This window comes from Ancylobacter polymorphus, from assembly GCF_030813495.1.
Classification (GTDB): Bacteria; Pseudomonadota; Alphaproteobacteria; order Rhizobiales; family Xanthobacteraceae; genus Ancylobacter; species Ancylobacter polymorphus.
In genome coordinates this window covers 312562-335137 of record NZ_JAUSUI010000001.1, presented here as the reverse complement: position 1 = coordinate 335137, position 22576 = coordinate 312562, and the positions used below count along the sequence as shown (strand labels likewise).

Annotated in this window: 25 protein-coding genes and 1 tRNA gene; 15 read left to right on the top strand and 11 right to left on the bottom strand. The window is 66.2% G+C overall.

The genetic code is table 11. The features are described 5' to 3' along the window. Position 1: 1 nt before the first annotated feature. The 11 genes from J2S75_RS01810 (at position 2) to J2S75_RS01765 (ending at position 7127) form a co-directional block, all read left to right on the top strand. Positions 2 to 376 carry a hypothetical protein gene (locus tag J2S75_RS01810; RefSeq protein ID WP_307017623.1) on the top strand — a complete coding sequence of 125 codons (375 nt, stop codon included), beginning with the start codon at positions 2 to 4 and terminating at the stop codon, positions 374 to 376. 20 nt (positions 377 to 396) lie between these two features. Then, positions 397 to 525 carry a hypothetical protein gene (locus tag J2S75_RS01805; RefSeq protein ID WP_307017621.1) on the top strand — a complete coding sequence of 43 codons (129 nt, stop codon included), beginning with the start codon at positions 397 to 399 and terminating at the stop codon, positions 523 to 525. 5 nt (positions 526 to 530) lie between these two features. Continuing rightward, on the top strand, positions 531 to 3173 hold the full coding sequence (locus tag J2S75_RS01800) for a hypothetical protein (protein WP_307017619.1): 2643 nt from the start codon (positions 531 to 533) through the stop codon (positions 3171 to 3173). Continuing rightward, on the top strand, positions 3173 to 3601 hold the full coding sequence (locus J2S75_RS01795) for a phage tail protein (protein WP_307017617.1): 429 nt from the start codon (positions 3173 to 3175) through the stop codon (positions 3599 to 3601). The genes J2S75_RS01800 and J2S75_RS01795 overlap by 1 nt, the downstream gene beginning before the upstream one ends. Next, on the top strand, positions 3598 to 3828 hold the full coding sequence (locus J2S75_RS01790; protein WP_307017615.1) for a tail protein X: 231 nt from the start codon (positions 3598 to 3600) through the stop codon (positions 3826 to 3828). The genes J2S75_RS01795 and J2S75_RS01790 overlap by 4 nt, the downstream gene beginning before the upstream one ends. A 3-nt stretch (positions 3829 to 3831) precedes the next feature. Beyond that, entirely contained in the window at positions 3832 to 4938 is a 1107-nt protein-coding gene (locus J2S75_RS01785; protein WP_307017613.1) for a phage late control D family protein, read from the top strand. A gap of 64 nt (positions 4939 to 5002) precedes the next feature. Next, positions 5003 to 5803, top strand: coding sequence for a M15 family metallopeptidase (locus tag J2S75_RS01780; RefSeq protein ID WP_307017612.1), 801 nt, complete (start codon positions 5003 to 5005; stop codon positions 5801 to 5803). Next, positions 5803 to 6099, top strand: a complete 297-nt coding sequence (locus tag J2S75_RS01775; protein ID WP_307017610.1) for a hypothetical protein — start codon at positions 5803 to 5805, stop codon at positions 6097 to 6099. The genes J2S75_RS01780 and J2S75_RS01775 overlap by 1 nt, the downstream gene beginning before the upstream one ends. Further along, complete coding sequence (locus tag J2S75_RS01770) at positions 6096 to 6530, top strand: hypothetical protein (protein WP_307017607.1); 435 nt, start codon at positions 6096 to 6098, stop codon at positions 6528 to 6530. Before J2S75_RS01775 ends, J2S75_RS01770 begins: the two co-directional genes overlap by 4 nt. Further along, positions 6427 to 6729, top strand: coding sequence for an Rz1-like lysis system protein LysC (gene lysC, locus J2S75_RS22535; RefSeq protein ID WP_442320023.1), 303 nt, complete (start codon positions 6427 to 6429; stop codon positions 6727 to 6729). The genes J2S75_RS01770 and lysC overlap by 104 nt, the downstream gene beginning before the upstream one ends. After that, positions 6726 to 7127 (top strand): hypothetical protein, encoded by a 402-nt coding sequence (locus J2S75_RS01765; RefSeq protein WP_307017605.1) that lies wholly within the window; start codon positions 6726 to 6728, stop codon positions 7125 to 7127. Before lysC ends, J2S75_RS01765 begins: the two co-directional genes overlap by 4 nt. A 176-nt stretch (positions 7128 to 7303) precedes the next feature. Here J2S75_RS01765 and J2S75_RS01760 read toward each other — a convergent pair whose 3' ends face one another. From J2S75_RS01760 to J2S75_RS01735, 6 genes are all read right to left on the bottom strand, one after another. Then, positions 7304 to 8272, bottom strand: a complete 969-nt coding sequence (locus J2S75_RS01760; protein ID WP_307017604.1) for a DUF2971 domain-containing protein — start codon at positions 8270 to 8272, stop codon at positions 7304 to 7306. A 21-nt stretch (positions 8273 to 8293) separates the two neighbouring features. Further along, positions 8294 to 10459, bottom strand: a complete 2166-nt coding sequence (locus J2S75_RS01755) for a KAP family P-loop NTPase fold protein (RefSeq protein WP_307017602.1) — start codon at positions 10457 to 10459, stop codon at positions 8294 to 8296. A gap of 402 nt (positions 10460 to 10861) precedes the next feature. After that, on the bottom strand, positions 10862 to 12103 hold the full coding sequence (locus tag J2S75_RS01750) for a tyrosine-type recombinase/integrase (RefSeq protein ID WP_307017600.1): 1242 nt from the start codon (positions 12101 to 12103) through the stop codon (positions 10862 to 10864). A 161-nt stretch (positions 12104 to 12264) separates the two neighbouring features. Continuing rightward, positions 12265 to 12354: transfer RNA gene (locus J2S75_RS01745), tRNA-Ser, on the bottom strand. Positions 12355 to 12710: 356 nt separating this feature from the next. Beyond that, on the bottom strand, positions 12711 to 13001 hold the full coding sequence (locus J2S75_RS01740; RefSeq protein ID WP_307018481.1) for an Atu4866 domain-containing protein: 291 nt from the start codon (positions 12999 to 13001) through the stop codon (positions 12711 to 12713). Positions 13002 to 13093: 92 nt separating this feature from the next. Beyond that, entirely contained in the window at positions 13094 to 13837 is a 744-nt protein-coding gene (locus J2S75_RS01735; protein WP_307017598.1) for an SDR family oxidoreductase, read from the bottom strand. A gap of 103 nt (positions 13838 to 13940) precedes the next feature. Here J2S75_RS01735 and J2S75_RS01730 point away from each other — a divergent pair, with 103 nt between their 5' ends. Continuing rightward, positions 13941 to 14834: a LysR family transcriptional regulator gene (locus J2S75_RS01730; protein WP_307017596.1), complete on the top strand. Its 894-nt coding sequence runs from the start codon at positions 13941 to 13943 to the stop codon at positions 14832 to 14834. 28 nt (positions 14835 to 14862) lie between these two features. On the opposite strand, the gene J2S75_RS01725 is transcribed toward J2S75_RS01730, so the two are convergent. Together J2S75_RS01725 and J2S75_RS01720 are read right to left on the bottom strand one after the other, a co-directional pair. Next, positions 14863 to 15612: a hypothetical protein gene (locus J2S75_RS01725; RefSeq protein ID WP_307017594.1), complete on the bottom strand. Its 750-nt coding sequence runs from the start codon at positions 15610 to 15612 to the stop codon at positions 14863 to 14865. 139 nt (positions 15613 to 15751) lie between these two features. Further along, entirely contained in the window at positions 15752 to 16027 is a 276-nt protein-coding gene (locus tag J2S75_RS01720; protein ID WP_244376620.1) for a hypothetical protein, read from the bottom strand. 565 nt (positions 16028 to 16592) lie between these two features. Between J2S75_RS01720 and J2S75_RS01715 the strand changes: the two genes are divergently transcribed. The 3 genes from J2S75_RS01715 (at position 16593) to rimO (ending at position 19129) form a co-directional block, all read left to right on the top strand. Then, complete coding sequence (locus J2S75_RS01715) at positions 16593 to 17162, top strand: hypothetical protein (protein ID WP_307017591.1); 570 nt, start codon at positions 16593 to 16595, stop codon at positions 17160 to 17162. Between the two features lie 150 nt (positions 17163 to 17312). After that, positions 17313 to 17642, top strand: a complete 330-nt coding sequence (hmuQ, locus tag J2S75_RS01710; protein ID WP_307017589.1) for a heme-degrading protein HmuQ — start codon at positions 17313 to 17315, stop codon at positions 17640 to 17642. A 125-nt stretch (positions 17643 to 17767) separates the two neighbouring features. Further along, complete coding sequence (gene rimO / locus J2S75_RS01705) at positions 17768 to 19129, top strand: 30S ribosomal protein S12 methylthiotransferase RimO (RefSeq protein ID WP_307018479.1); 1362 nt, start codon at positions 17768 to 17770, stop codon at positions 19127 to 19129. Between the two features lie 24 nt (positions 19130 to 19153). Here rimO and J2S75_RS01700 read toward each other — a convergent pair whose 3' ends face one another. The 3 genes from J2S75_RS01700 to J2S75_RS01690 form a co-directional block, all read right to left on the bottom strand. Next, positions 19154 to 19918: a bestrophin-like domain gene (locus tag J2S75_RS01700; protein ID WP_307017587.1), complete on the bottom strand. Its 765-nt coding sequence runs from the start codon at positions 19916 to 19918 to the stop codon at positions 19154 to 19156. Positions 19919 to 19933: 15 nt separating this feature from the next. Next, entirely contained in the window at positions 19934 to 21151 is a 1218-nt protein-coding gene (locus J2S75_RS01695) for an ArgE/DapE family deacylase (protein ID WP_370874068.1), read from the bottom strand. A 335-nt stretch (positions 21152 to 21486) separates the two neighbouring features. Then, positions 21487 to 22569 (bottom strand): BMP family ABC transporter substrate-binding protein, encoded by a 1083-nt coding sequence (locus tag J2S75_RS01690; protein WP_307017584.1) that lies wholly within the window; start codon positions 22567 to 22569, stop codon positions 21487 to 21489. Positions 22570 to 22576: the final 7 nt, after the last annotated feature.

Genomic DNA, 22576 nt, shown 5'->3' with positions numbered 1-22576 from the left:
CATGGACCACCACAACACCGAGACCGAAGCGCCGGCCGGTAAGCCGGCGGCCCCCCGGCTCCTCGGCAACCGCTCCGAGGTGGTGCCGCTCCAGTACCCGGTCGAATACGACGGGCGCGTCTGGACCGCGATCACGGTCAGCCGGATGACGCTCGCCCAGATCCGGGACTTCATCGCGGACATCGCCCGCGATGCGGACAAGGCGCGCCTGCCGATGTTCGACGCGCCGCCCGAGGTCATGGACTCCCTCGACCCGGACGACGACGACCTTATCGGCGAGGTCGTCGAGCGTTTCATGCCCCGCCGCTTGCGTCCGGCGGACGGGCTGACCCCCGACAGTGGCGCGAGTACGTCACCTTCCTCCGAAGCGTCCTGAACGCCAGCAAGGCGGAGCTGATGGACGAGGACTGGCTCGAGCTCATCGCCGATTACAACGCGGCCTATGAGTTCGAGCGAGGCCGTGAGGCTGCGCGCGCCGACCGCGTGCAGAAGGTGATCATCATGGTGCCGAAGAAGAGGAAATAGACGCCGTGGCGCGCACTTACGAGGCGAATGTCATCCTGGGGCTGAAGGATCAGCTCACCAAGGGTGCCCCGAAGGCTGCCGCCGCAGTAGACGCGCTCGCGAAGTCGCTCGACCGTGCCGAGAAAGTGTCGCGCGACTTCGCCGCCACCACGGGCAAGATGCCGAATTGGGGATCAGCATTCCAGAAGCAGATCGATCGGCTGCGTCTGGCGCCCGCTGAGATCGAGCGGCTCAAGGCATCCTGGGCATCGCTCAACCGGGAGATCGCCCAAGGGGGCGACAAGATCTTCCAGACGTCGGCCGCCACGCGATGGAAGAACGAGGCTCTGGCGGGAATTCTCGAGATCCGCGAAGCCCGGCGCCAGCTCACGGCCGACGGGATCCGGGAAGCGCGTATGCTCGCAGCCGTCGAAAAGCGGCTCGCAGCAGACGTTGCGCGAGAAGTCGCCAAGGTCGCGAAGGATGCCGCCCGGGAGAAGATCCGCGCAGCGCGTGAAGCCGCGCGGGGTGAGCAGCAGGCCGCACGAGAGACTGCCCGCATTGCCCGGGAGGAGGCCCGCCAGGCCGCCGCCGAAGCTCGTCGCCTCGAACGCGAAGCCTCGCGCGCGCGTCGCGAGATGGAGCGGCAGGAGGCACGAGAGCGTCGCCGGCTCGTCGGTTGGGGCAGCGACACGGTCCGCAACCTCGGCTATGCGGCCGGTCTCGGCGGAGGAACATATCTCGCCGGGCGTGGGATCCGCGGCACGGCTCTATCGGCGGCCGAGCTCGAGCGCGAGAAGTCCCGCGACTATCTCGCCGGCCTGTCGGCACAGGACAGCGCCAAGCTGCAGGCGCGCGCCTTTCAGACCTCGGGGGACGTGCGCGCGGTCGACGCCGCGACCATGCACAACATCCTGCGAGAGACGTCGCTGACGAACATCGGCGTCGGCGGCGCGATGCAGCTTGCCCCGGACCTCGCGAACAGCCTTGCCGTCATCAGCTCCATGAAGAGCCCGGACGAGGCGCTCTCGTCCCTTACCCGCCTTCTCCGCGGCCTCGACACCCTAGGCAAGAACGTCGACATCGACGTGGTCCGCTCTCTCCTCGACGGGTTCGTGCGAGCGCAGGGGGTGGAGGGCGCCGAATTCAGCGTCGGCGACGTCTACACGGCCGCCAAGCGTTCGAAGTCCGGCGGCTTCGCGCTCAATGAGCGCTTCCTCACCCGCATCCTGCCCGCGCTCATCGCCGACATTGGACCAGACCAGGTGGGCACGGCTCTCGGCTCCAGCGTGTCGCAGGTAATCGGCGGGCGCGCCACCAAGGATTCGATCGCGGTTCAGCAGCGGTATGGGCTGCGGAACAAGAAGGGTCGGTTCCAAGACCAGGATCTTTTCCTGCAGGACCCGTTCGAATACACGCTCCAGAAGCTGGTGCCGGCGCTGCAGAAGCGCGGGATCGACACGAATGATGAGGTCGCGGTAACGGCCGCGATGAGCAAGCTGTTCTCCAACCAGCGCGTTGCGGACCTCTTCGGCCGCATGGTGTTGCAGGCGGAGCAATATCTCGCGAAAGAGCGGAAGATGAACCAGGCCCCCGGGACTGCCGCGGGACCGGAGATCTCGGCGCGAGACCCGTTCGTCGCCGCCGCTGGTGCTCTCGACCAGCTCAAGAATGCGGTCGGGGCACTCATCGAGCCCCTCACGCCGTCCGCGATCGGGGGCCTCAACACGTTCGCCGACGCCATGCGGCGTATCGCTGCCTGGGCGCGCAGCGAAGGCGGGATGACCACTGGAGACCTCGCAATCGGCGCCGGAGCCGCCGCCGGCGTCGGGCTCGGCGCCTATAAGATCTGGAGCGCGCTCTCCGGCGGCTTTGGTCTTCAGGCTTCGGCGGTCGCCCTGAACGGATCGGCGGCGGCGCTCTCCGCTGCAGCGGCCAAGCTGGGTGGCGGTGCTGCCGCCGGCACGGCTGGATCGGCAGCCGCCGGCGCGGCCACGGGCGGCGCGCTCGCGGCAGGCATCACGACTGGTGGTGTGGTGGTCGGCGGCCTCGGCTTGGCGGCGGGCTCTGCCGTCGTCGCCAGCGACCCGAACGCGGCCCGTGTCTCTGAGAACCCGATGCTGTCGGCCATGTCCGGGGACTTCGGCTTTGGGGCAGCCATCATCGCTGCGGCGGAGGGGGCGTCGCCGGCCGCGCGCGAAGCGGGCGGCGGCATCGGATCGGACATCGTCGCAGGCCTCAAGAACGCCGAGCCGGCGGCCCAAGCGGCCGGCATGTCGATCTTCGAGCGGATCAAGGCGATCTTCAGCGGCGGGATCGATGTGCCGGTGCGGCCGACCATGGCGTACCCCGGCGTTGGCCTGAACCGGCCGGGTGCGCGCGGACCGGGCGGGCTCGGTATCGACAGTGCCGGCCGCGCGACGGGCCCGGGGCGCGCCTCCGGCGGTTCGGTCTATGCCGGCGGCCTCTACCAGATCAACGAGTTCGGGCAGGAATTCTTCTCGCCCGCACAAGACGGCACCGTGCATCCGTCCGGCAAAGGTGGCGGTAGGGGTGGCATTGGCTCGATCACCTTCAACGTCAACGGCCGCAACGCCCAGGAGAACGCTGAAACTATCTCGCGCGAGCTCCGCGGCGTGTTCGGCGACTACGGTTTGGATTTCGCCTGATGCTCTATTCTCTTGGACCTGTCGAACTGCGGCTCGCGCCCCTCAATCCGACGCGGACGCAGAACTCAGCGCGATACCCGTTCGCGGAGCACGACGTGCTTGGGGCTCCCCCGGCCTACGAGGACATGGGCGACGGCGAGCGGAAATTCTCTCTCAGCTGCATCACGTTCCCCAACGATGACCTGTTCGCTGGGGGATTGACCTCGATCGCGGCGCTCGAGGTGGCGCGCTCCAGCGCGGTGCCCCAGCTTTTCTTGCGAGGCGATGGTCTCCTCTTGGGCTTCTACCTGATCGAAGGTCTTAGGGAGACGGGGGAAACGCTCGATTGGGTGGGCGTGCCAGGGGCAGTGGAACTCGAGATTGACCTCCTCCGGTCGGACGCGCCATTCGCGGATTCGATCTTCAACCTTTTCGGAGGTGCCCTGTGACGATCACCTACGAGGAGCACGAGGTGAAAAACGAAGGGTTCACCCTCTCCCGCATCATCTGGCGCCGCTTTAAGCGGCCGATGATCGGCATGCACGAGCGGATCCTCAACCTTAACCAAGGGCTGGCAGCGAAAGGCCCCGAGCTCCCAATCGGGACGAAGATCGTCATCCCGATCGACCCGCCGTCGGCGGCGCCCGCGAGCGATATCGTGCAGCTCTGGGACTAGGCGATGCTCCGGAAACCCCTATACCGCGTCGAAGTCAACGGCATCGATTACACCTCCCGGTTCAGGCCCGTGGTGAAGTCGATCAGGGTCAGCGATCGCTCAGGCGTAGCGACTGATAGCGCGTCGATCCTGGTCGCCGATCGGAATGGCTCTGTGAAGCTGCCGACGGAGGGCGACCGGATGCGGATTCTTCTGGGAGACAGCATCGACGGCGTCGGCCTGGCCTTTTCGGGGTTCGTTGCTGATGTGCTGTCGCGGGGCTCGAAGAGAGGTGGCCGTGAGCTCGACATCAGCGCGAAGGGCGTCGATCCGCGATCGTCAGCGCGGGAGGCGCAGGGCCGGCATCTCGATGACACCACGCTCGGGGAAGCGGCCAAGAAGTTCGCGGAGAACGCCGGCATAGACGGCGTTGTCGTCGCGCCCGAGCTGAGTTTGATTGAACGTCCATATTGGTCGATGCAGTTCGAGTCCTTCATGCATTGGGGTCAGCGGATCTCACGCGAGGTCGGCGCCACGTTCAAGATGCAGGACGGAAAGGCAATCTTCCTGCCCTCCAACGCGGGCAAGAGCGCGGGCGGCGTCGCGCTCCCCACCGTTCGCGCAGCCTTCGGCGAAAATCTTCTGAACTGGTCGATCACCCCGACCTCTTCACGGGAGAGGTCGAGGAAAGTCCGCGCGCGGTACTTCGATGAAAGGAAGTCGCGATGGATTGATCGTGACGCTGAGATCGAGGGCGGAAGTGGGCCCATTTTCACCGATCGCTTCACTTCGAGTTCAGAGAAGACCGCCGATGCGCGCGCGGCCTCGCTGAAAAGCCGTGCCGAACGAAACGGAGGTGAGGGCTCTGTCCTCATACTCGGCACAGCGTTCGCAAAACCCGAAGCGCCGCTGTTGTTATCTGGAACGCGGCCCGGCATTGACGGCACGTATGTAATCGACGGGGTCGAGCACAACCTCACCAAGCGCGGCGGCTACGTCGTGACATGCGAGGTCAAAAAGCCCTCCTCGGAAGTCGGGAAGGATAGCCGGACGGGTAGCGCTACACCCAGTTCTCCAAGCACCGCCAGCACCTCGCCGACCTCCACCGGACGCGCCGCCGGCCCGGTGTAACCCGACCCGACATCCCGCTGCCTGGCCGCCCCTGTGGGCGGCCCTTTCATTTCCGGAGCCCATCATGGATCTGCGTGACCTGCAGACCGCGCTCAATGCGCGCGGCTGGAAGCCCCCGCTTGCCACCGACGGCGAATGGGGGACCAAGACCGAGACCGCCATCAACGCCTTGCTGGTCGAGGCCGGCTCGGCCGGCTTCACGGCTTGGCCGCCGGCACGCAAGGAGCTGGCAGCGAAGCAGGCGGTGCTGAAGCTGAACGGCATCGATGCCGGCAAGATCGATGGCCTGTCCGGCCCCCAGACGCAGTATGCGCTTGAGGTGTGGGATGCGCGCCGGCGCGGCGATGCGAGCGTGGAGACATGGCGCGATTCCGCGCCGGCAGCGAAGGGCGTCGCGGCTGGCGCATGGCCGCGTCAGTCCGATGTCCCGTCCTTCTACGGCGCCGTCGGCACGCGGCAGGTCACCATTCCGCTGCCCTATCCCATGGCGCTGGCGTGGCACACATCGCAGACCATCACGCGCATCTCGTTGCACGAGAAGGTGGCGCCGAGCGCCGCCCGAGCGCTGGATCGCGTCCTCGCCCATTATGGAATGGCGAAGATCCAGGATCTGGGTCTGGACCTGTTCGGCGGCTCGCTGAACGTCCGCAAGATGCGCGGCGGCAGCAGCTACAGCATGCACGCGTGGGGCATCGCTATCGACTTCGACCCGGAGCGGAACCAGCTCAAATGGGGCCGGGATCGGGCCCGGCTGGCGCGCCCCGACGCAGAGGCCTTCTGGAAGATCTGGGAGGCCGAGGGCTGGGTCTCGCTCGGCCGGGCGGCGAACTATGACTGGATGCACGTTCAGGCGGCGAGGCTGTGATGCATAGCTTCACCGCGCCTTGGCGCATCCGCCGGGCTTACGTCTTGGCGGTCATGCTCTACTGCGGCGCACTCATCGGCTACCTCGCCATTTTCGGCGAGGACACCGAGCTGAACCGCGTCATCATCACGAACCTCTCGCTCGTCGCCGGCGGCACGCTCGGGTCATACATCTTCGGCGCCGCGTGGGACGACAAGAACCAGCGCGACGCCGAGCTCCGGTCGCGTGGCGGCCCCCGATTCCCGCCCCGCCGACCATCGCCGGCCGACGAACCACCGGAGGGCTTCGGGCAATGACCCTCGGGATCATCAAGACGGCGGCCTCAGCGCTGGGCCTCAAGACGGCGCTTGTTTGGGGCGGTGTGGCGCTTGCAGCGGCAGGCGGCGCCTGGGGCTTCGTCGCCTGGCGCGAGCACCTCGCCTACGCCGAGGGTTACGGCGCGGCGGAAGCGCTCTGGACGGGGCGATACGACCAGCTTGTCGCCAGCTACCGGGCTGCTGAGGCGGCTGAGAGGGAACGGCAGGCGAATGAGAACCGGCGCGTCCGCGAGGAGATCGAGGTGCGCATAGCCGGCATCCTGAGAATGCGGGACGACCTTCGGGCGGAATTGGAGAGGATGGCCGATGAAGCCGACAAAGATCGTGATCGCGACCGCGCTTGCCTCGGGGCTGACAGCGTGCAGCGGCTCAACCGCATCCGTCCGACCGTCCCTGCGCCCTACCCTTGAGCCGGCGCCGGCCGCGCTCCGCCAGCCGTGCGCGGCGCCGGTGGTGATCCCGCCGGGGGGCAAGACGCAGGGGCAAACCGAGCGCTCGTGGGCGAAAGACCGCGTGGCGCTGGTGGAGTGCGGGGCGGACAAAGCCGCGCTTGTGGAGTTCTACGACAAGCGAGATGCGGCGCTGGCCGCGCCGGGCGGTGAGCCGTGATCGCAGATTCCGACCCGATGCTCTTGCGCATCATGGAGAGCCTGGGCGCGCTGCGGGCCGACATGCAGAACATGAAGGACGATCAGGAGATTGAGCGGCGCACGGGCGCGGAGTTCCGGAGGGAGGTGCGTCTGGAGATACGCACCGTTCAGGACAACATCACCGACATCAAACACACCATCAAACCTGTCGCCGAGACCGTGCAGCAGCACGCCACCACCCTCCAAGACCACAGCGACAAGATCAAAGGCTTCAAGCTGTTCCAGGACAAGATCGGCGCGGCCATAGCGCTCGGCACCACGGTCGTGGGGATGGTCGTCGGCGGCGTTTACTGGCTGATCACGACCTATTGGGCCGAGCTGATCGCCGCCATCCGCGGGTTCTTCACCCGCTCCTGAGGTCCGCGCCGGGTGCGCGGATGGCCGCCCTCCGCGGGGTTCCTCCCACAGGCTTGGCTCAACGTCCGGCATGGGGCCGGGAGAGGACTAGGTGCTTCTGGGCACAGGAGTTGGAACGCGACCCGTCAAAATAATGACTGACGCTCGGTTCGGGCGCCAACAGCGGACGGCAATAATTAGCCCCTCTGGCGCAAGGGTATGTCACTTATCACGACACGAGCCTCAGGGCTTGTTACGCCTTTAGCCCGCAAAGATTCGACCAATGCTCGCCACGTTGTTTCAGGATGAAGCGACGGCCCGATAATCACGCGATGCAGCAACCGGTCGAGCGTCAGACCCGATATGTTCATACCCGGCCGGCTCACCAGCGGCATCTGGTAGATGAGCTGGGGCGTCCCGCCGATCGACGCGACCGTCTTGACGACATGTTGAGACGCTTGGTCAAACGGACGGTGGATGACGCGCCACTCGCGTTCCTCCTCGAAGCCCCTGTGCTTGACCGACAGAATCGCGAAGTCGAGGGCCGAGCTGACAGCGCGGAATGCCATGTCGGCAGTCACGTTACTGAGCAAGGCTGGCGCTTGGTCCAGCCGATTGATAAGCGTCTCAAACTCCTGCGCAAACTCATCGATGTCGCCGTAAAGCACCGGGCTCGCGAACGACTGCAGCGGAAGCTCGGCACTAGCGAAGACGTCGCCGTTGAACACTAGTGCGGCCCCGGATGTCGTACCGCCGTAGGCGCGCCACATCGATAGGCGACCGAGCCTATCATTAGCCGCAGTCTCGCACAGTGATGCCATGAAAATTTGCTCACGCGCCTGCTTGCGTTGCCGCTTCACATGATCGCCGATGCGTTGGGCAAGGCCGAAGTGAGCCTGATCGAGAAGCGCATAGAGGCGCCCGCCCAGCATCGGCAGGTCTAGGGCGGCCTGGAGTATGTCGCGACCATGTTCGATCTCGCTATGGTCGTTCATCACTCCCGCGTTCCGAAGCCACACGGTGTCGCCGTTGATTATGTTCAGCGCGTTCTCGGCACTGGTGTAGTGAGCGAGCTTGAGATCCTTCTTCCCGAGTTCAGCCATGCGGGAGAGCGCATAACCGAACACGACGTTGGCAAGCGCCATGTAGTTGGAATCGATAATCATCTGGGAGTCTTGACCTCGACACTACAGCCCATCGCCTTGACCGGCCCACCGATCACCATGCTCATCCCGGTACATCCAGGCTTTGAGGAAGCGATCGACCGTCCGATAGTCGTCAGACCCCACCTCCAATCGAGCGAGCAGGCCGGTGAGGTTCGAACGGAAGCGATCGGGGTCCATAAACTTGTCCAGGTCCGCTACGAACGCTCTGTCTGACCTGATTGCGACAAGATCGTTCGAGCTCTGGCTCCAAGATTGCGTTGTGAACGCGCTGGCGAGCCTCACCAGCGAGGTGTCTTCTTCAATTCTGAGCGCGATCCATTCGCGAATCTCCGCATCGTCGTCGAGAAATTGCAGCCAAAGGTAGAGCGTCCGCAATAACTGGGGGACGTCCATCAGTGAGCCATCAAGTGCTGCCGCCCTGATCCGATCGAGGAATAGAGCGCGGGCGGTCTCAGTGTCCGCCTCGGTCAGCAAGCACTTGTCGTCGGGTTCACGGCTCTTGCCCTCGCCTGGATGATAGTCGTCGAATGCCGAGCCGGTGAGATTGCCCAGCCAGCCCAGCTGAGCTGCATGTGCTGCTGAAAGCAGGATGGCCGATCGTTCCCGGAGCGTAGTCCGACCGCGCATTAGACTGCGCAAGAGCCAATGGATGCGCAGGTGATTGTCGCCGAACGAAAAGCCTCGGGCGCGGTCGCTGTCGACGTTGATGTCGTCGGCGACGGCGAAGACGCCGCGCAGGAAAGGCTCGGCCGCGTCGATCGGAATCTCCTCCGCGTGCGCATCGAGCGCCTCCAGCCAAACTGCAGTGCGCGTCGTTCCGTCTCGACGCTGCTGGCTCAGCGCATCCATTAGAATAAAGCTGATTGCCGCCGAGTCCGCAGGGTTGGCGAGGATCCTGCCCAAGTCCTTTCGCGAGACCGTGTCGGTATCGATTGACATCCTGAAATAAGTCTGGAAGTGGCGTGTTGAGGCAATGCGCCGATCCTTCTCCGATCCTGATCCATGGTGGATCGTGTTGCCCCAGATCGAATCCAGTCCAGGGAACAAACGCACGAGCGCATCGCGGTAACGCTGTTTCTCCGAGATCTTCGAAAGGAGCACTGCGTCCAGACGTTCGGCGCCCTTGTCGCGCTCAAAATGGTCGCGGGTCGCCTCGCAGACAAGCGCCCGGTTGTCGCGGACGGCACGGTAGATCGATGGTTGGAACAGCCGGAATGCCTCGATAGCGATGAAGTCGCCCAGGTCCACCTCGCCATCGACGGCAGGCCAGGTGATCGTAAGAGCGTTGATGTAGCGCGCGGCGTCGCGAGGGGTCCTGATTTCCGGCGCGACGGCGGCATGGAACATGTTCATCACGTTGAGCTGTCGATGCTTCTCGATCCCGCCCACCAGCGCGTCGATATGCTCGATCAGGATTCGCTGCACATCCTCCTCAAGCGGCGCCGGCAGCTCGAAGGCTGCCTGGACAATTTTTTCAAGATAGTGCGGGCCCTCAGACGGGAAGCGCTCGGCGACTACGCGCTCGGCGAGCTCTCGGTCGAAGGAAAGAACGTAGATGACGTTGGGCAGCCGGCCGACGGACTTGACCATCCTGAACATCGCGAGCGCCTCGTCTGGCGCGAGGCGGTCGATATCGTCGATCAGCACCACGAAGCGCTTCGACTGCCCGGCGAGCGCCTCGGACAGCTGCCGGTGCAGCTTCTCGACGCTTTCGCCGTCCTCGATCATGCTGCTGAGCCAACCCATCACGCCCGACGCGATCGCGCCGGTGCCGGGTGCGCCCACCGCGTCCGCGATGGGAGCCACGGCCCCGCCTGCGTTGAGAAGACGCGCCCCGAGCTTTGGCAGCAGTTTCCCGGCTTTCTCGCTCAGGCTCGGCTTGGTAGCAGAGTAGAGCTCGCGGAAGAACGCGAGCACGAGGGCCTCCTCGCCGCGGAACCACCACGGATTGAAGTCGACGAGCTCAATTTCCCCAGCGGTCGTCGCATCCAACAGGTGGTGCTTGAGCAGGTTCATTGCGCTGCTCTTGCCCGATCCCCACTGGCCGTTGAGCGCTATGACCACCCCGCTTGGCGAACGCATGTTTGTGACGGAGCGGGCGAGCGATCGAACGAAGCCGTCGATGCCGAACTTGTCCTGCTCGGGCTTGCTAATCGGCAGGTCGCCGTAATCGACTTCAATCGTCATGAAGGTAATTTAGTCAGTACGTGCGGGATTGGAAGCGCCTCAGTTATCTAGGCCCCGCTGCTTCCTTCCGGAGGCAGCGGGGTCCTTTTCGCGTTTGCAGAGCTCTGAAGTTCAGTACCGCCATAGGGCGCCCCACATGGGCTGCGTCCCCCACCAGCGGACCAAATCCCCACATCCTTTCCGCCGCATCCGCTGCAGCGCAGCTTCGGGCAGAGATCCTTGCGAAGCGTGCTGTGTTCGGGGCCAAGCCGCTCGACGAGCATTTGCAGGTCGAGCTCGGCCATATGCCGGCATCCGTCACGGTAGCACTGCGCCCAGAGGGAAAACCCACCCTCGAGCTTCGCGCCGATGGTCGATCCGCTGTAAACCATCGCCAATCGAAGCCCGCACCCCCGCGGCGTGTCAACGGCGGGGCAGCTTCACGATGTCGGCAAGTCCGGCCTGCCCTTCCAGCAGCATGTCCGCCCACTCCTGCAGAAGCTCCCGCCGCCGATCGAGATAGAGCGCGCGGTTATAGGCGGCGGCGACCTTGTTCTCGGGCACATGCGCGAGGATTGCCTCGATGACGTGCCGGTCGCCGGGGTAGCGCTCATTCATGATCGTCGAGAATGTCGCGCGCCAGCCGTGGGGCACGTGCCGCTGATGGAAGCCGGCCCGGTTGAGCAGGTAGCCGATCGCGTTCTCGCTCATGTGCCGGTGGTGGAAGCGGACGTTCGGGAACGCGAACGGCGAGCGATGGTTCAGGGCGTGCAGTGCTCTTATGAGGTCGACGGCCTGCCGCGACAGCGGCACCAGATGGTCGCGGCTGTCGTCGAGCTTGTACTGCACCTTCAGCTTCATCCGCGCCGCAGGGATACGCCATACCGGCTGATCCCCCTCCAAGGTCGGCAGCAGCTCGTCCCATGGGGTCGAGATGATCGTGCCCGGGCGCACCGTTGTCAGGGCAAGGAGCCGCAAAGCCAGCTTTGTTGTCGGGTGCCCGGGGAGCGCCTCGGCATCGCGCAGTACGCCCCTCGCCTCGTCTAGGGTGACAACGGCCGGCTGGCGCCCCTTGCGGACGGGCCTCAACGCTCTCGCCACCACCACGGCCGGGTTGTCCTCCGCGAGGCCCATTCCCATAGCGTAGGCGAATATCTCCTCGATCCGTTGTCGCAGGCGGTGCGCCGTCTCAACGGCACCGCGGACCTCTACGCGCCGTAGCGCCTCCAGCACATCCCGTGGTCTGATGTCCGTCATGGCGATCTGGCCGAATTCCGGGAAGATATCGCGTTCCAAGCTCTTGCGAACGTCGCTCGCGTGCTTCGGCACCCATCCGGCCTTTCGGCTTTCGAACCATTCGCCTGCGATGTGCTCAAAGGTGCTGTTGAGGCGCCGCTCGACCTGGCGCTTCTTCTCAAGGGATGGATCTTTGCCAGCCTTCAGGTGGTCGCGCGCAATGTCGCGTTGGCGACGTGCCTCGGCCAAACCGACCTGGGGGTAAGCGCCCAACGAGAGGGCGCGCTCTTGGCCGCCATGGCGGAATTTCCAGCGCCACTGCCGGCCACCTGTCGGCGAGATAGCGAGGTAGAGCCCGCCGGAATCGGTCAGCTTGAAGGTCTTGTCGCGCGGCTTGGCGCGGCGAATTTCCATGTCGGTGAGCGACACGCCCAACCCCCGCTTTTTGGTGATGTCGGGGGCAGGATAAAACCCCACCGAGGGGTCTTCAAGGCGATGCAACGCGACTACAACCGATAAAAGTTGTAAACCTGTTGCATATTGGCGTGTTTGGTTAATCCAGGCGCTGCATAGTTGTTGTATTGTGTTGTTGGCGGAAGGGGTGGGATTCGAACCCACGGTGGGCTTGCACCCACGGCGGTTTTCAAGACCGCTGCCTTAAACCACTCGGCCACCCTTCCCCGTGACGACATCGCCCATTGCGGCGGACATCATCGGCGATCCTTTTCCCCTACCCGGGACCGGACCGGCACCGGGTTCCATCCGTCCCGATGACGCAGCCTCGCCAGGAGGCAGACTCGCGAGGAGAGAGCTTCGCCCGGAGAAAGCTACGCCGGCAAGCCGCCCGTCAGGTGTCGGGTTCGGGTGCCCGGCATGCCGGGCAGGATCGCCGGCGAGCCATGCCCCAGCCGGTGCCTGCTCGTCAAGCCGTTCCACCGCCGGATCGTCGCGGCGGGAGGGGTGGCGGGTGCGTCGCCGACCCGGCCGCTTCCCCTCGCCCGCGTCATCGGGGCGGAGCTGCCCGGTCCGGCCCGGCTCACCTAACCCTGCGGAACACCATGCCGCCATGGTGCAGCGTGTTTTCATCGACGAACACGCCGTCGGCGGTGAAGCCGGTGTCGTCCCAATAGTCGATCTGCGTCCCCCGCACCTCGTAGCGGCCGCTATAGGCGCTCTCGCGCGAGCCCCGCGCCTCGTCATAGCGGCCATCGGGTAGCAATTCGTGCCTGACATAGCGATCGGTGGTGACCCACAGCCCGACATAGGGATGATCCCGGTCGGGCGCGGTCCGGGGAGCGGCGGGCGGTGCGAGCGTGGGCTGGGGCATGGCGGCAACGGCTCCGGCAAGGGCAAGGAGGAGCGCCGCACTCCCGGCGGCGCGGCGTGTCAGCAGGCGGAGGGCGCGGGCCATGGCCGCACTCACGCGCTCGCGGTGGGGCGGATGACGATCTCGCTCACATCGACATCATCCGGCTGTTCGAGGGCGAAGCGCACCGCGCGGCCGATGGCGTCCGGCGTCAGGGCGATGGCACGGTAGCCCTTCATCGCCTCGGCGGCGGCGGGATCGGTGATGGCGTCGGCGAGTTCGCTCTCCACCACGCCGGGATGGAGGCAGGTGACGCGCAGCTGCCGGTTCTCCTGCCGCAGCCCCTCCGAAATCGCGCGCACGGCGAATTTGGTGGCGCAATAGACCGCCGCTGTCGGCACCACCGACAGCGCGCCGATGGAGGCGATGTTGACGATGTGGCCGGCGCCGCGCGCGGTCATCTCCGGCAGCACGGCCGCGATGCCGTTGAGCACGCCCTTGATGTTCACATCGACCATGCGGTCCCACTCCTCCACCTTCAGCGAGGCCATGAGCGAGAGCGGCATGATGCCGGCATTGTTGATGAGCACGTCGACCTGGCCGAAGCGCGCCCGCGCCGCCTCGGCAAAGGCGGCGACATCGGCGCGGTCGGTCACGTCGAGCCGGCGGGCCATCACCTCGGCGCCGGCCGCTGCGGCGATCTCGCCGGCCAATGCGTCGAGCCGGTCGGTGCGGCGCGCGCCCAGCGCGAGGCGGGCGCCGGCGCGGCCGAGTTCGCGGGCGATGCCGGCACCGATGCCGCTGGAGGCGCCGGTGATGAGCACCACCTTGTCGAGAGCCGTCTTGTCCAGAGCCATTTCACAATCCTTCCGTGCGTTTGGCGTTGGCAGGAAGGTAGAGAGAGGGCATTGTCGCCGGTAGCCGCTCATTGGGCGACACAGAGGAAAGCTTGCCTTACCAATGCCGATGGATCTCAATGCCCTCGCCGTGTTCGCGCTGGTGGCACAGCAGCGTAGCTTCCGCGCCGCCGCCGACCGTCTCGGCGTCACCCGCTCGGCGGTCAGCCAGACCATCGGCCGGCTGGAGGCGGCGATGGGCCTCGCGCTGGTGCGCCGCACCACGCGTAGCGTCAGCCTCACCGAGGCCGGCGAGCGGCTGCATGCCGCGCTGGCCCCGGCGCTGGCGGAGATCGAGGCGGCGATTGAGAGCACGGGCGATCACGCCGGCGCGCCGCGTGGCCAGCTCCGCCTCGCCGTCTCCTCCATTGCCGAGCGCTTTCTCGCCGGCCCGCTGCTGGCGGGATTTGCTGCCGCCCATCCCGCGGTGCAGCTCGACGTGACGGTAACGGATGAGGAGTTCGACATCGTCGCCGAGGGGTTCGACGCCGGTGTGCGGCTCGGCGAGGTGATCGAGCAGGACATGATCGCCGTGCCGGTTTCCGCCGAACAGCGGCAGATCGTGGTCGCCGCGCCGGCCTATCTCGCGCGTGAAGGTGCGCCGGCGCACCCGCGCGATCTCGCCGGCTTCCGCTGCATCGGCTGGCGGCCGGCGCCGCAGAAGGCGCCCTATCGCTGGGAGTTCACGGAAGATGGCCGGGATTTCACCGTCGCCGTGGCGCCGGAGATCACCACCAACGACATGGCGCTGATGATCAAGCTCGCCTTGGCCGGGGCCGGCCTCACCTTCGGCCTGGAGGAGACGTTCCGGCCCTCCATCGCCCGGGGCGAGCTGGTGCCGCTTCTTGAAGCGTATTGCCCACCCTTTGCGGGGTTCTATCTCTACTATCCGAGCCGGCGCAATCTCGCGCCGAAGCTGCGGGCGCTGATCGACCATCTGCGCTACAGCAAGGGCTGACGTCCTCCCGGCCCGGCCCTCGCGCCGTTCAGCCGCCCTGGCGGGTGCCGGCTCCGCCCGGTGTCGCCCAGTCGGGCACGGTCCAGCCCGGCATGGTCCACATTTTCGGCGTTGCCGGCGGCGGAGAAGGCTCGGCGGAAGCGGCGGCTTCCGCCCCGTTCTGCCGCGCGGCCGGTTTGGCGCCGCTGCGCGCGACCTTGGGCTGACCCGCCTTCCAGGCTGCCATGAAGGCGCCGGTCTCCCTCAGGATCAGCTCCTGCACGGCGGCGTGGGTCGGCAGCTGGGCGTGGTTGACGAAGCGGGCGCCGGCGTCCCAGGCGCTGATGTTGCGGGCGCCGCGCACATTGGCGAAGCCGGGGCCGGCAATGTTGATGCAGCGCGGCACGGTGCAGGCCGGCGGGGCCGGCGCGGCGTCGATGGTGATGACCAGCGGCGGCTTGTAGCCGGCGCGCGCCAACTCGCTGGCGTAGCGCAGGGCGCTCTCCCCGCCCATGGAATGGCCGATGATGACATCGGGCACCACGCCCCTGGATTTCATCATCAGATGCGAATCGGTTCGGGTCTGGAAGCCCTGCCGGGCCAGCGGCCGCGTCAAGGCGGAGACGCCGATATAGTCGTTCTCGACATAGACCCCGAGACCGTCCAGCAGCAGGACGACAGGCGGCGAGGCCGGTTCCGGTTGGTCGGCGCGCCGGCTGGTCTGGGCCGTTGCGGCGGGCGGGGCGATGAGGGCAGCGCCGACGGCGAGCGCGGCGACGGTGGCAGTGACAGGCTTCAAATCGGTTGCTCGACTAACGGATCGATCTTCCCCCGCTGTCACGCTTACCCCAACCGCGCGGCAGCCGCCATCGCTTTGCCGGGAAGCCCACGCGCGGGAAGTGCATAGGTCCTCCCGCGCGCCAATCGGTTACCGCCGCCTACGCGGCCCGGCTCCAGTGATGCGCGTCGTTGCGCAGCTGGCAGGCTTGAGTCCAGGTGGCGAAGGCGACCCAGGCGTCGCTCTTCTGCTGCGGCAGGCGGGCCGATTCCAGCTGGGTGAGCAGCATTTCGGCGAAACGGCCGAGCCGGTCGTGACGCAGCGAACGGATGAATCCGATGGCCTCGTCCAGCGAGGCGACGGTCAGGTCCTCCTGACCGATGAGCAGGTGCAGCGGTTCGGGGCGAAAGGCGGGGCCTTCAACAATGTTGGTCATGTGAACCTCCCGTTTTCGGCCTTTTGTGAAACCCGTCGGAGGTGGGGCCGTGACCCTCGACGGGCAGGCACATCCTAGGCTGACGATCTTGGCACCCAAATGACGCAGTCAAGAAGTATCCGGGCACGACCGTGGCGAATCGCGCCAATTGGGGCGGAAGCGCATTCACACTTTTGCGTGAAAAGGTGATGTCCCCCATGAAGAATACGGAACATCGTACATGTAATGCGGCATTCCAGACGATGGCTCATGGTTAGTGCGCAGGTACCGGAGGCGTGCGAGCCAATAGAAAAGCGTCGCCAGCGTGCTTGCTCCCCTTGGTCAGCTGTCGCGACCTTCTGTTGATGGCGCGCGGCGCTTTTCCGGTGCCGCGCCGGGCCGAACTGTTGCCATCCTGGCCGCATAAGTAAAAACTATACTATTCGCCACTGAAATATTTCGCTCGTGCGAATTAATGGCATTATTAATGCTGCCGTGCAGCGTCGAATACCTCTTGCGCGCCCGCCGATACATCATGCTACGCTGCGTACGGACGGCAGAAGACCGTCCTGAGGAGGAAACGCCAATGAAGATCCGCAGCACCTTCGTCGCCCTCGCTGCGGCGACGAGCCTTTTTGCCGTCGCCCCCGCCTTCGCGCAGGAACAGGCGGCGCATGTGAAGCCGGCGACGGCCTATGTGCAGGAGAAGATCGTCCCCTGGCTCAGCGACCCGGTGGTGATCACCGCCGTCATCGACTCGAACAAGGCGCATAAGCGCCTGATGCAGGAAGACATCATCGCCCTCGACAAGGCGTGGGTCGCCAAGGACCCCGCAGTGGTCGATCCGGTCCGCAAGAACAAGCTGTCCGAGTTCCTCATCGAGAAGAGGAACGCGTCCGGTGGCGTCATCACCGAGGCGTTCGTGATGGATAATCGCGGCCTCAATGTCGGGCAGACCGACGGCACCTCGGACCTCTGGCAGGCCGATGAGGCGAAGTGGCAGAAGACCTATGCGGTCGGCCCCGGCACCATCTTCGTCGACAAGGTCGAGGAAGAGGACGGCAAGAAGATCGCCCAGGTCAGCGTGACCATCTCCGACAAGGATGTGGCCATCGGCGCCGTCACCTTCGGCATCGATGTCGACAAGCTGAAGTAAGCCCAGTTCCGGATGTGTCTCTCCCGGATATTGGCGGGCGGCGCGAGCCGCCCTTCTTTTTGCGCGCGGCACGTGCCGCCCTGCGCCGCATCGACCTTGGCGTTGCAATGGGTTAAGTCTGCGCTGCCGGGTCAAACACAGGAGAGCGCCATGTTCCTCGCAATGAACCGATTCAAGGTGAAGCTCGGCTCGGAAGCCGATTTCGAAACCGTCTGGCGCGAGCGCGACAGCCATCTGCGCACCGTGCCGGGCTTCAAGTCGTTCCACCTGCTGCGCGGTCCCACCAAGGACGACCACACACTCTATGCCTCGCATTCGGAATGGGCGTCGCGGGCGGATTTCGAGGCGTGGACGCGCTCGGAAGCCTTCCGCAAGGCCCATGGCAGCGCCGGCGCCAACAAGCCGCTTTATCTCGGCCATCCCGAGGTCGAGCTGTTCGAGAGCGTGCTCGCCCAGTCGGTGGAAGACCAGGCGGCCTGAGATCCGCGTCGGGGCCGCGTGTGAGAGGGAGCTCGGCATGGCGGGGCCGCGCTCGGCGCAGTTGACGGATCGGGCGGCGTGCCGTAACGCCTCGCGATCCTGAAATGCCGGGTACCCCCACGATCATGGCCGACATCGCGTCCCCCGACGCCCTCTCCCCCGCGCGCGGTGAGGCGCCGCGCATCTCCTTCGTTTCGCTCGGCTGCCCGAAGGCGCTGGTCGACAGCGAACGGATCATCACCAGCCTGCGCTCGGAAGGCTATGAGCTGTCGCGCCATCACGAGGGCGCCGATCTCGTCATCGTCAACACCTGCGGCTTTCTCGACAGCGCCAAGGCCGAAAGCCTCGCCGCCATCGGTGACGCGCTGAAGGAAAACGGCAAGGTCATCGTCACCGGCTGCATGGGCGCCGAGCCCGAGCAGATTCGCGACGTGCATCCCGGCGTGCTCGCCGTCACCGGCCCGCAGCAATATGAAAGCGTGCTGGCGGCCGTGCATCAGGCGGTGCCGCCGCAGCACGATCCCTTCGTCGATCTGGTGCCGCCGCAGGGCATCAAGCTCACCCCGCGCCATTACGCCTATCTCAAGATTTCCGAGGGCTGCAGCAACCGTTGCACCTTCTGCATCATCCCCAAGCTCCGCGGCGATCTCGTCAGCCGGCCGGCGGCCGATGTGCTGCGCGAGGCGGAGCGGCTGGTGAATGCCGGGGTGAAGGAACTCCTCGTCATCTCGCAGGACACCTCGGCCTATGGTGTCGATCTGCGCTACGCGCCGAGCACCTGGAAGGACCGTGAAGTCCGCGCCCGCTTCTTCGATCTGGCGCGCGAGCTCGGCGGCCTCGGCGCCTGGGTGCGCATGCACTATGTCTACCCCTACCCCCATGTCGACGAGGTGATCGGCCTGATGGCGGAGGGCGTCATCCTTCCCTATCTCGACATCCCCTTCCAGCACGCCTCCCCGACCGTGCTCAAGCGGATGAAGCGCCCGGCCTCGAACGAGAAGACGCTCGCCCGCGTCCAGGCCTGGCGCGCCGCCTGCCCGGACCTCACTTTGCGCTCGACCTTCATCGTCGGTTTCCCCGGCGAGACCGAGGCGGAGTTCGAGGAACTCATCGCCTTCCTCGAAGAGGCGGAACTCGACCGGGTCGGCTGCTTCAAATATGAGCCGGTGGACGGCGCCCCCGCCAATGCGCTTGGCGCCGACATGGTGCCGGACGAGGTGAAGGAGGAGCGCTGGAAGCGCTTCATGGAGGTGCAGCAGCGCGTCAGCGCCCGCCGCCTCAAGCGCAAGGTCGGCACCCGCCAGCAGGTCATCATCGACAGCGTCGGCCCCACCGTCGCCATCGGCCGCTCCAAGGCGGACGCGCCGGAAATCGACGGCGTGGTGCATGTCGCCGCCCGCCGTCCGCTGCGCGTCGGCGAGATCGTCACCGTCAAGATCGAGCGCGCCGACGCCTATGACCTGCACGGCACGGCGGTCGGGTACTGACCGCCCGCGCGGCGCCGGGCGGCGCTATTCCAGCACCCGGCGCAGCTGTTCGGACGGGATGATGCTCTCGTCCACCGTCGGCCAGGCCAGCACCACCGTGTAGGCGAGCGTCATCGAGAAGGCGATGGCGAAGGTCGAGAGGCCGAGAATGAGCTGATAGGGCTTGCCCACATGCAGCGCCGCCAGCCCGACCAGCGACAGCAGGCCCAGCACCATCACCACGATCCAGCGATGCGGCGCCAGATCGGCATGCAGGATGAAGTAGCGATCCGTGCGCAGCCGGCGCAGTTCGATCTGCCCGGTCAGCAGCACCGAGCGGATATAGGTCGGAATGGCGGAATCCGCCTCCGCCCGGCCGATGGCGTCGACCAGCGCCTCGAAGGTGGCTGAGACCTCGGCTTGCGGGCGCACCCACCCCTCGTCCCATTCATAGCGCGCGAGCGCGCGGGCATAGACGCCCACCGCCTCGTCGATCGGTGCGCAGACCGGACCGCACACGCGCGCCACGTCGAGCATGGCGTCGAGCTTCTGCACTTCCTGCAGCACGGTCTTGGCGTAGAGCGTCTCGCGGTTCCAGATGTCGCTCACCATGAAGGCGAGGAACAGCGCGAAAGGCAAAGTGAGCGCGCCGAGATAGGAGGTCTGCAGGTCGCGCGGCACGAACACCGCGACGAGACGCGGGTGCATCGCCACGCGGTAGCAGGCCCATCCCGCCAGCAGCGGCACGATGGCGACGAAAGCCACGAATAGCGGGAAATACTCGCTGACGAACAGGCGGGTCCACGTCACGTTCGCGTCTCCGCCTCAGGGTTTCAAAAGGTCGCGCAGCGCGGCTTCGATCACCTGCGTCGCTGCCTTCAGGTCGCGGATGCGCACATGCTCGTCGGCGGCATGGGCGTTGGCCTCCAGAATGGAGCGCGGCCCGGCACCGTAGAGCACGGTCGGCACGCCCGCCGCCGTGTAGTGGCGGGCATCGGTGTAGAGCGGCACGGCGGTGGCGGGCGGGGTTTCGCCCAGCACCTGCGCCGCGTGGCGCTGGATCGTCTCCACCAATCGCTCCGTGCCCGGCAGGGTGCGCAGCGGCTCGGCGAGGATGAGGCGGCGGCATTCGATCTCGATCCCCGCCTGCCCCGCCACCGCGCCCTCCACCAGCGCATGCAGCTCCGCCTCGACGCTCTCGCCATTCTCTTCCGGCGTCAGCCGGCGGTCGACGCGCAGCACGATGCGGTCGGGCACCACATTGGTGTTGATGCCGCCGGAAATGAGGCCGACCGTGATTTTTGGCGAGCCGATGCCCGGCGTGGCGCTGATGCGGCTGCTGAGCCGCCGGCGCTCGGCATAGATCGCACCGAGAATGGCGGTCGCGGCTTCCAGCGCGTCGGCGCCGGTTTCCGGCATCGCCGCATGCGCCTGCCGGCCGCGCACGACGATCTCCATATGCAGGCAGCCATTATGCGCGACGACAACGGCATAGGAGAAGCCGGCGGAGATGGCGAGGTCGGGCGCGCTGATCCCCTGCCCCAGCAGCCATTGCGGCCCGACAAAGCCGCCGGCCTCCTCGTCATAGGTGAAATGCAGCTCGACCGTGCCGTCCAGCCCCTCCGGCCGCTGTTTCAGCGCCAGCAGCGCGAAGGCATAGGTCGCGAAGTCGGATTTCGACACCGCCGCCCCGCGCCCATAGATCGCCCCGCCCTTCTCGACGGCGCTATAGGGGTCGTAGGTCCAGCCCTCGCCCGGCGGCACCACATCGCCATGGGCGTTGAGCGCGATCACCGGGCCGCTGCCGCTGCCGAAGCGCTCGCGGACGATGAGGTTGACCACGGATTTCATGCCATGCGCGCGGACGAACGGCTCCGGCACCGCGTGGCGTTCGACGGTGAAGCCGAGTTCTTCCAGCAGCCGCGCCGCCACTTCCGCATGCGGGGCGCAGTCGCCGGGCGGGTTGTCGCTGGGAACGCGCACCAGCGCCTTGAGGAAGTCGACCTCGCGGGCGAGCCCGTCATCGTCGCCAGACATGCTCACATCACCGCTCCGCCTGGGCCGCCACCGCCGGGGGCCTTTGATTCCGCGCGCTGAAGGAGCGCCGGCGCCACAGCATAGCGTCCGGGCGCGGCGGCGCGAAGATCGGGAAAAAGCGGGGGAGAAGATAAGGCGCCGCCGCATGCGGGCCGCGCGGCCATCGCCGCGACACCGGAACAGGTGCTGTCCACGGTCATCGTCATCGGATTGCCACAGCGCCTCCAGCCAGACGGGAACGCGTCTCCCGCCCGCGCCATCGCATAGACGGCCGGCTTTGGCAATTGCGGCGGCACGACCGGGGCCGCGCCGCCAACAGGTCCGCCCTAAGAAGGGCGGGGTTACTTGCCCGGCACGGTGTCGTCGATGCCCTTCACGTACCAGTTCATCGACAGGATGTCCTTGTCGGCCAGCACTTCGCCCTCCTTCACGACGACCTCGCCCTTCTGGTTGAGGATCGGGCCCTTGAAGGGGTGCAGCGCGCCGGAGGTGATGGCGGCCTGGGTGGCCTCGGCCATCTTTTTCACGTCGTCGGGCATGTTGGTGTAGGGGGCCATCACCACCTCGCCATCCTTCATGCCGCCCCAGGTGTCGGTGGAGGTCCAGGTGCCGTCGAGGGCGGCCTGCACGCGCTCGATATAATAGGGCGCCCAGTCGTCGACGATGGCGGTGAGCTGGGCGTTCGGGCCGAACTTGATCATGTCCGAGGCCTGGCCGAACGCCTTGGCGCCGCGCGACTCCGCGGCCTGCATGGCGGCCGGGCTGTCGGTGTGCTGGGAAATGACGTCCGCGCCCTGGTCGATCAGCGCCTTGGCGGCGTCGGCTTCCTTGGCCGGGTCGAACCAGGAATTCACCCAGACGATCTTGATCTTCATGTCGGGATTGACCGACTGCGCGCCGAGCATCAGCGAATTGATGCCGGAGATCACTTCCGGGATCGGGAAGGAGGCGATGTAGCCGACCGTGCCGGTCTTCGACATCTTGGCCGCGATCTGGCCGAGGACATAGCGGCCCTCATGGAACTTGGCGTTGTAGGTCGAGACGTTCTTGGCCCGCTTGAAGCCGGTGGCGTGCTCGAAATAGACGTTGGGATGGCGCTTGGCGACCTTCAGCGTCGGCTCCATGAAGCCGAAGGAGGTGGTGAAGATGATCTTGTTGCCGGCGCGGGCCAGCTGCTCGATCACGCGCTCGGCGTCGGGGCCTTCGGAGACGTTTTCGACGAAGGTGGTCTCCACCTTGTCGCCGAACTTCTTCTCGACCGCGAGCCGGCCCTGGTCGTGCTGGTAGGACCAGCCGAAATCACCGACCGGTCCGACATAGACCCAGGCCGCCTTCAGCTTCTCCGCCGCCTTGGCCGGTGCCGCCGCCCCGGCGAGGGCGAGGCCCGAGGCGATGGCCACCGCCATGGAGAGAATCTTGCGCATGAACGTC

What these genes read in the sequence shown, in the direction of transcription:
- J2S75_RS01755 (WP_307017602.1), bottom strand. Translation starts at nt 10,459, where the DNA reads ATGACGATTGAAGTCGATTACGGCGACCTGCCGATTAGCAAGCCCGAG.
- J2S75_RS01740 (WP_307018481.1), bottom strand. Translation starts at nt 13,001, where the DNA reads ATGCCCCAGCCCACGCTCGCACCGCCCGCCGCTCCCCGGACCGCGCCC.
- J2S75_RS01720 (WP_244376620.1), bottom strand. Translation starts at nt 16,027, where the DNA reads ATGACCAACATTGTTGAAGGCCCCGCCTTTCGCCCCGAACCGCTGCAC.
- J2S75_RS01690 (WP_307017584.1), bottom strand. Translation starts at nt 22,569, where the DNA reads ATGCGCAAGATTCTCTCCATGGCGGTGGCCATCGCCTCGGGCCTCGCC.
- J2S75_RS01730 (WP_307017596.1), top strand. Translation starts at nt 13,941, where the DNA reads ATGCCGATGGATCTCAATGCCCTCGCCGTGTTCGCGCTGGTGGCACAG.
- J2S75_RS01775 (WP_307017610.1), top strand. Translation starts at nt 5,803, where the DNA reads ATGCATAGCTTCACCGCGCCTTGGCGCATCCGCCGGGCTTACGTCTTG.
- J2S75_RS01795 (WP_307017617.1), top strand. Translation starts at nt 3,173, where the DNA reads ATGCTCTATTCTCTTGGACCTGTCGAACTGCGGCTCGCGCCCCTCAAT.
- J2S75_RS01715 (WP_307017591.1), top strand. Translation starts at nt 16,593, where the DNA reads ATGAAGATCCGCAGCACCTTCGTCGCCCTCGCTGCGGCGACGAGCCTT.
- J2S75_RS01760 (WP_307017604.1), bottom strand. Translation starts at nt 8,272, where the DNA reads ATGATTATCGATTCCAACTACATGGCGCTTGCCAACGTCGTGTTCGGT.
- J2S75_RS01735 (WP_307017598.1), bottom strand. Translation starts at nt 13,837, where the DNA reads ATGGCTCTGGACAAGACGGCTCTCGACAAGGTGGTGCTCATCACCGGC.
- J2S75_RS01805 (WP_307017621.1), top strand. Translation starts at nt 397, where the DNA reads ATGGACGAGGACTGGCTCGAGCTCATCGCCGATTACAACGCGGCCTAT.
- J2S75_RS01785 (WP_307017613.1), top strand. Translation starts at nt 3,832, where the DNA reads ATGCTCCGGAAACCCCTATACCGCGTCGAAGTCAACGGCATCGATTAC.
- J2S75_RS01810 (WP_307017623.1), top strand. Translation starts at nt 2, where the DNA reads ATGGACCACCACAACACCGAGACCGAAGCGCCGGCCGGTAAGCCGGCG.
- rimO (WP_307018479.1), top strand. Translation starts at nt 17,768, where the DNA reads ATGGCCGACATCGCGTCCCCCGACGCCCTCTCCCCCGCGCGCGGTGAG.
- lysC (WP_442320023.1), top strand. Translation starts at nt 6,427, where the DNA reads ATGAAGCCGACAAAGATCGTGATCGCGACCGCGCTTGCCTCGGGGCTG.
- J2S75_RS01780 (WP_307017612.1), top strand. Translation starts at nt 5,003, where the DNA reads ATGGATCTGCGTGACCTGCAGACCGCGCTCAATGCGCGCGGCTGGAAG.
- hmuQ (WP_307017589.1), top strand. Translation starts at nt 17,313, where the DNA reads ATGTTCCTCGCAATGAACCGATTCAAGGTGAAGCTCGGCTCGGAAGCC.
- J2S75_RS01770 (WP_307017607.1), top strand. Translation starts at nt 6,096, where the DNA reads ATGACCCTCGGGATCATCAAGACGGCGGCCTCAGCGCTGGGCCTCAAG.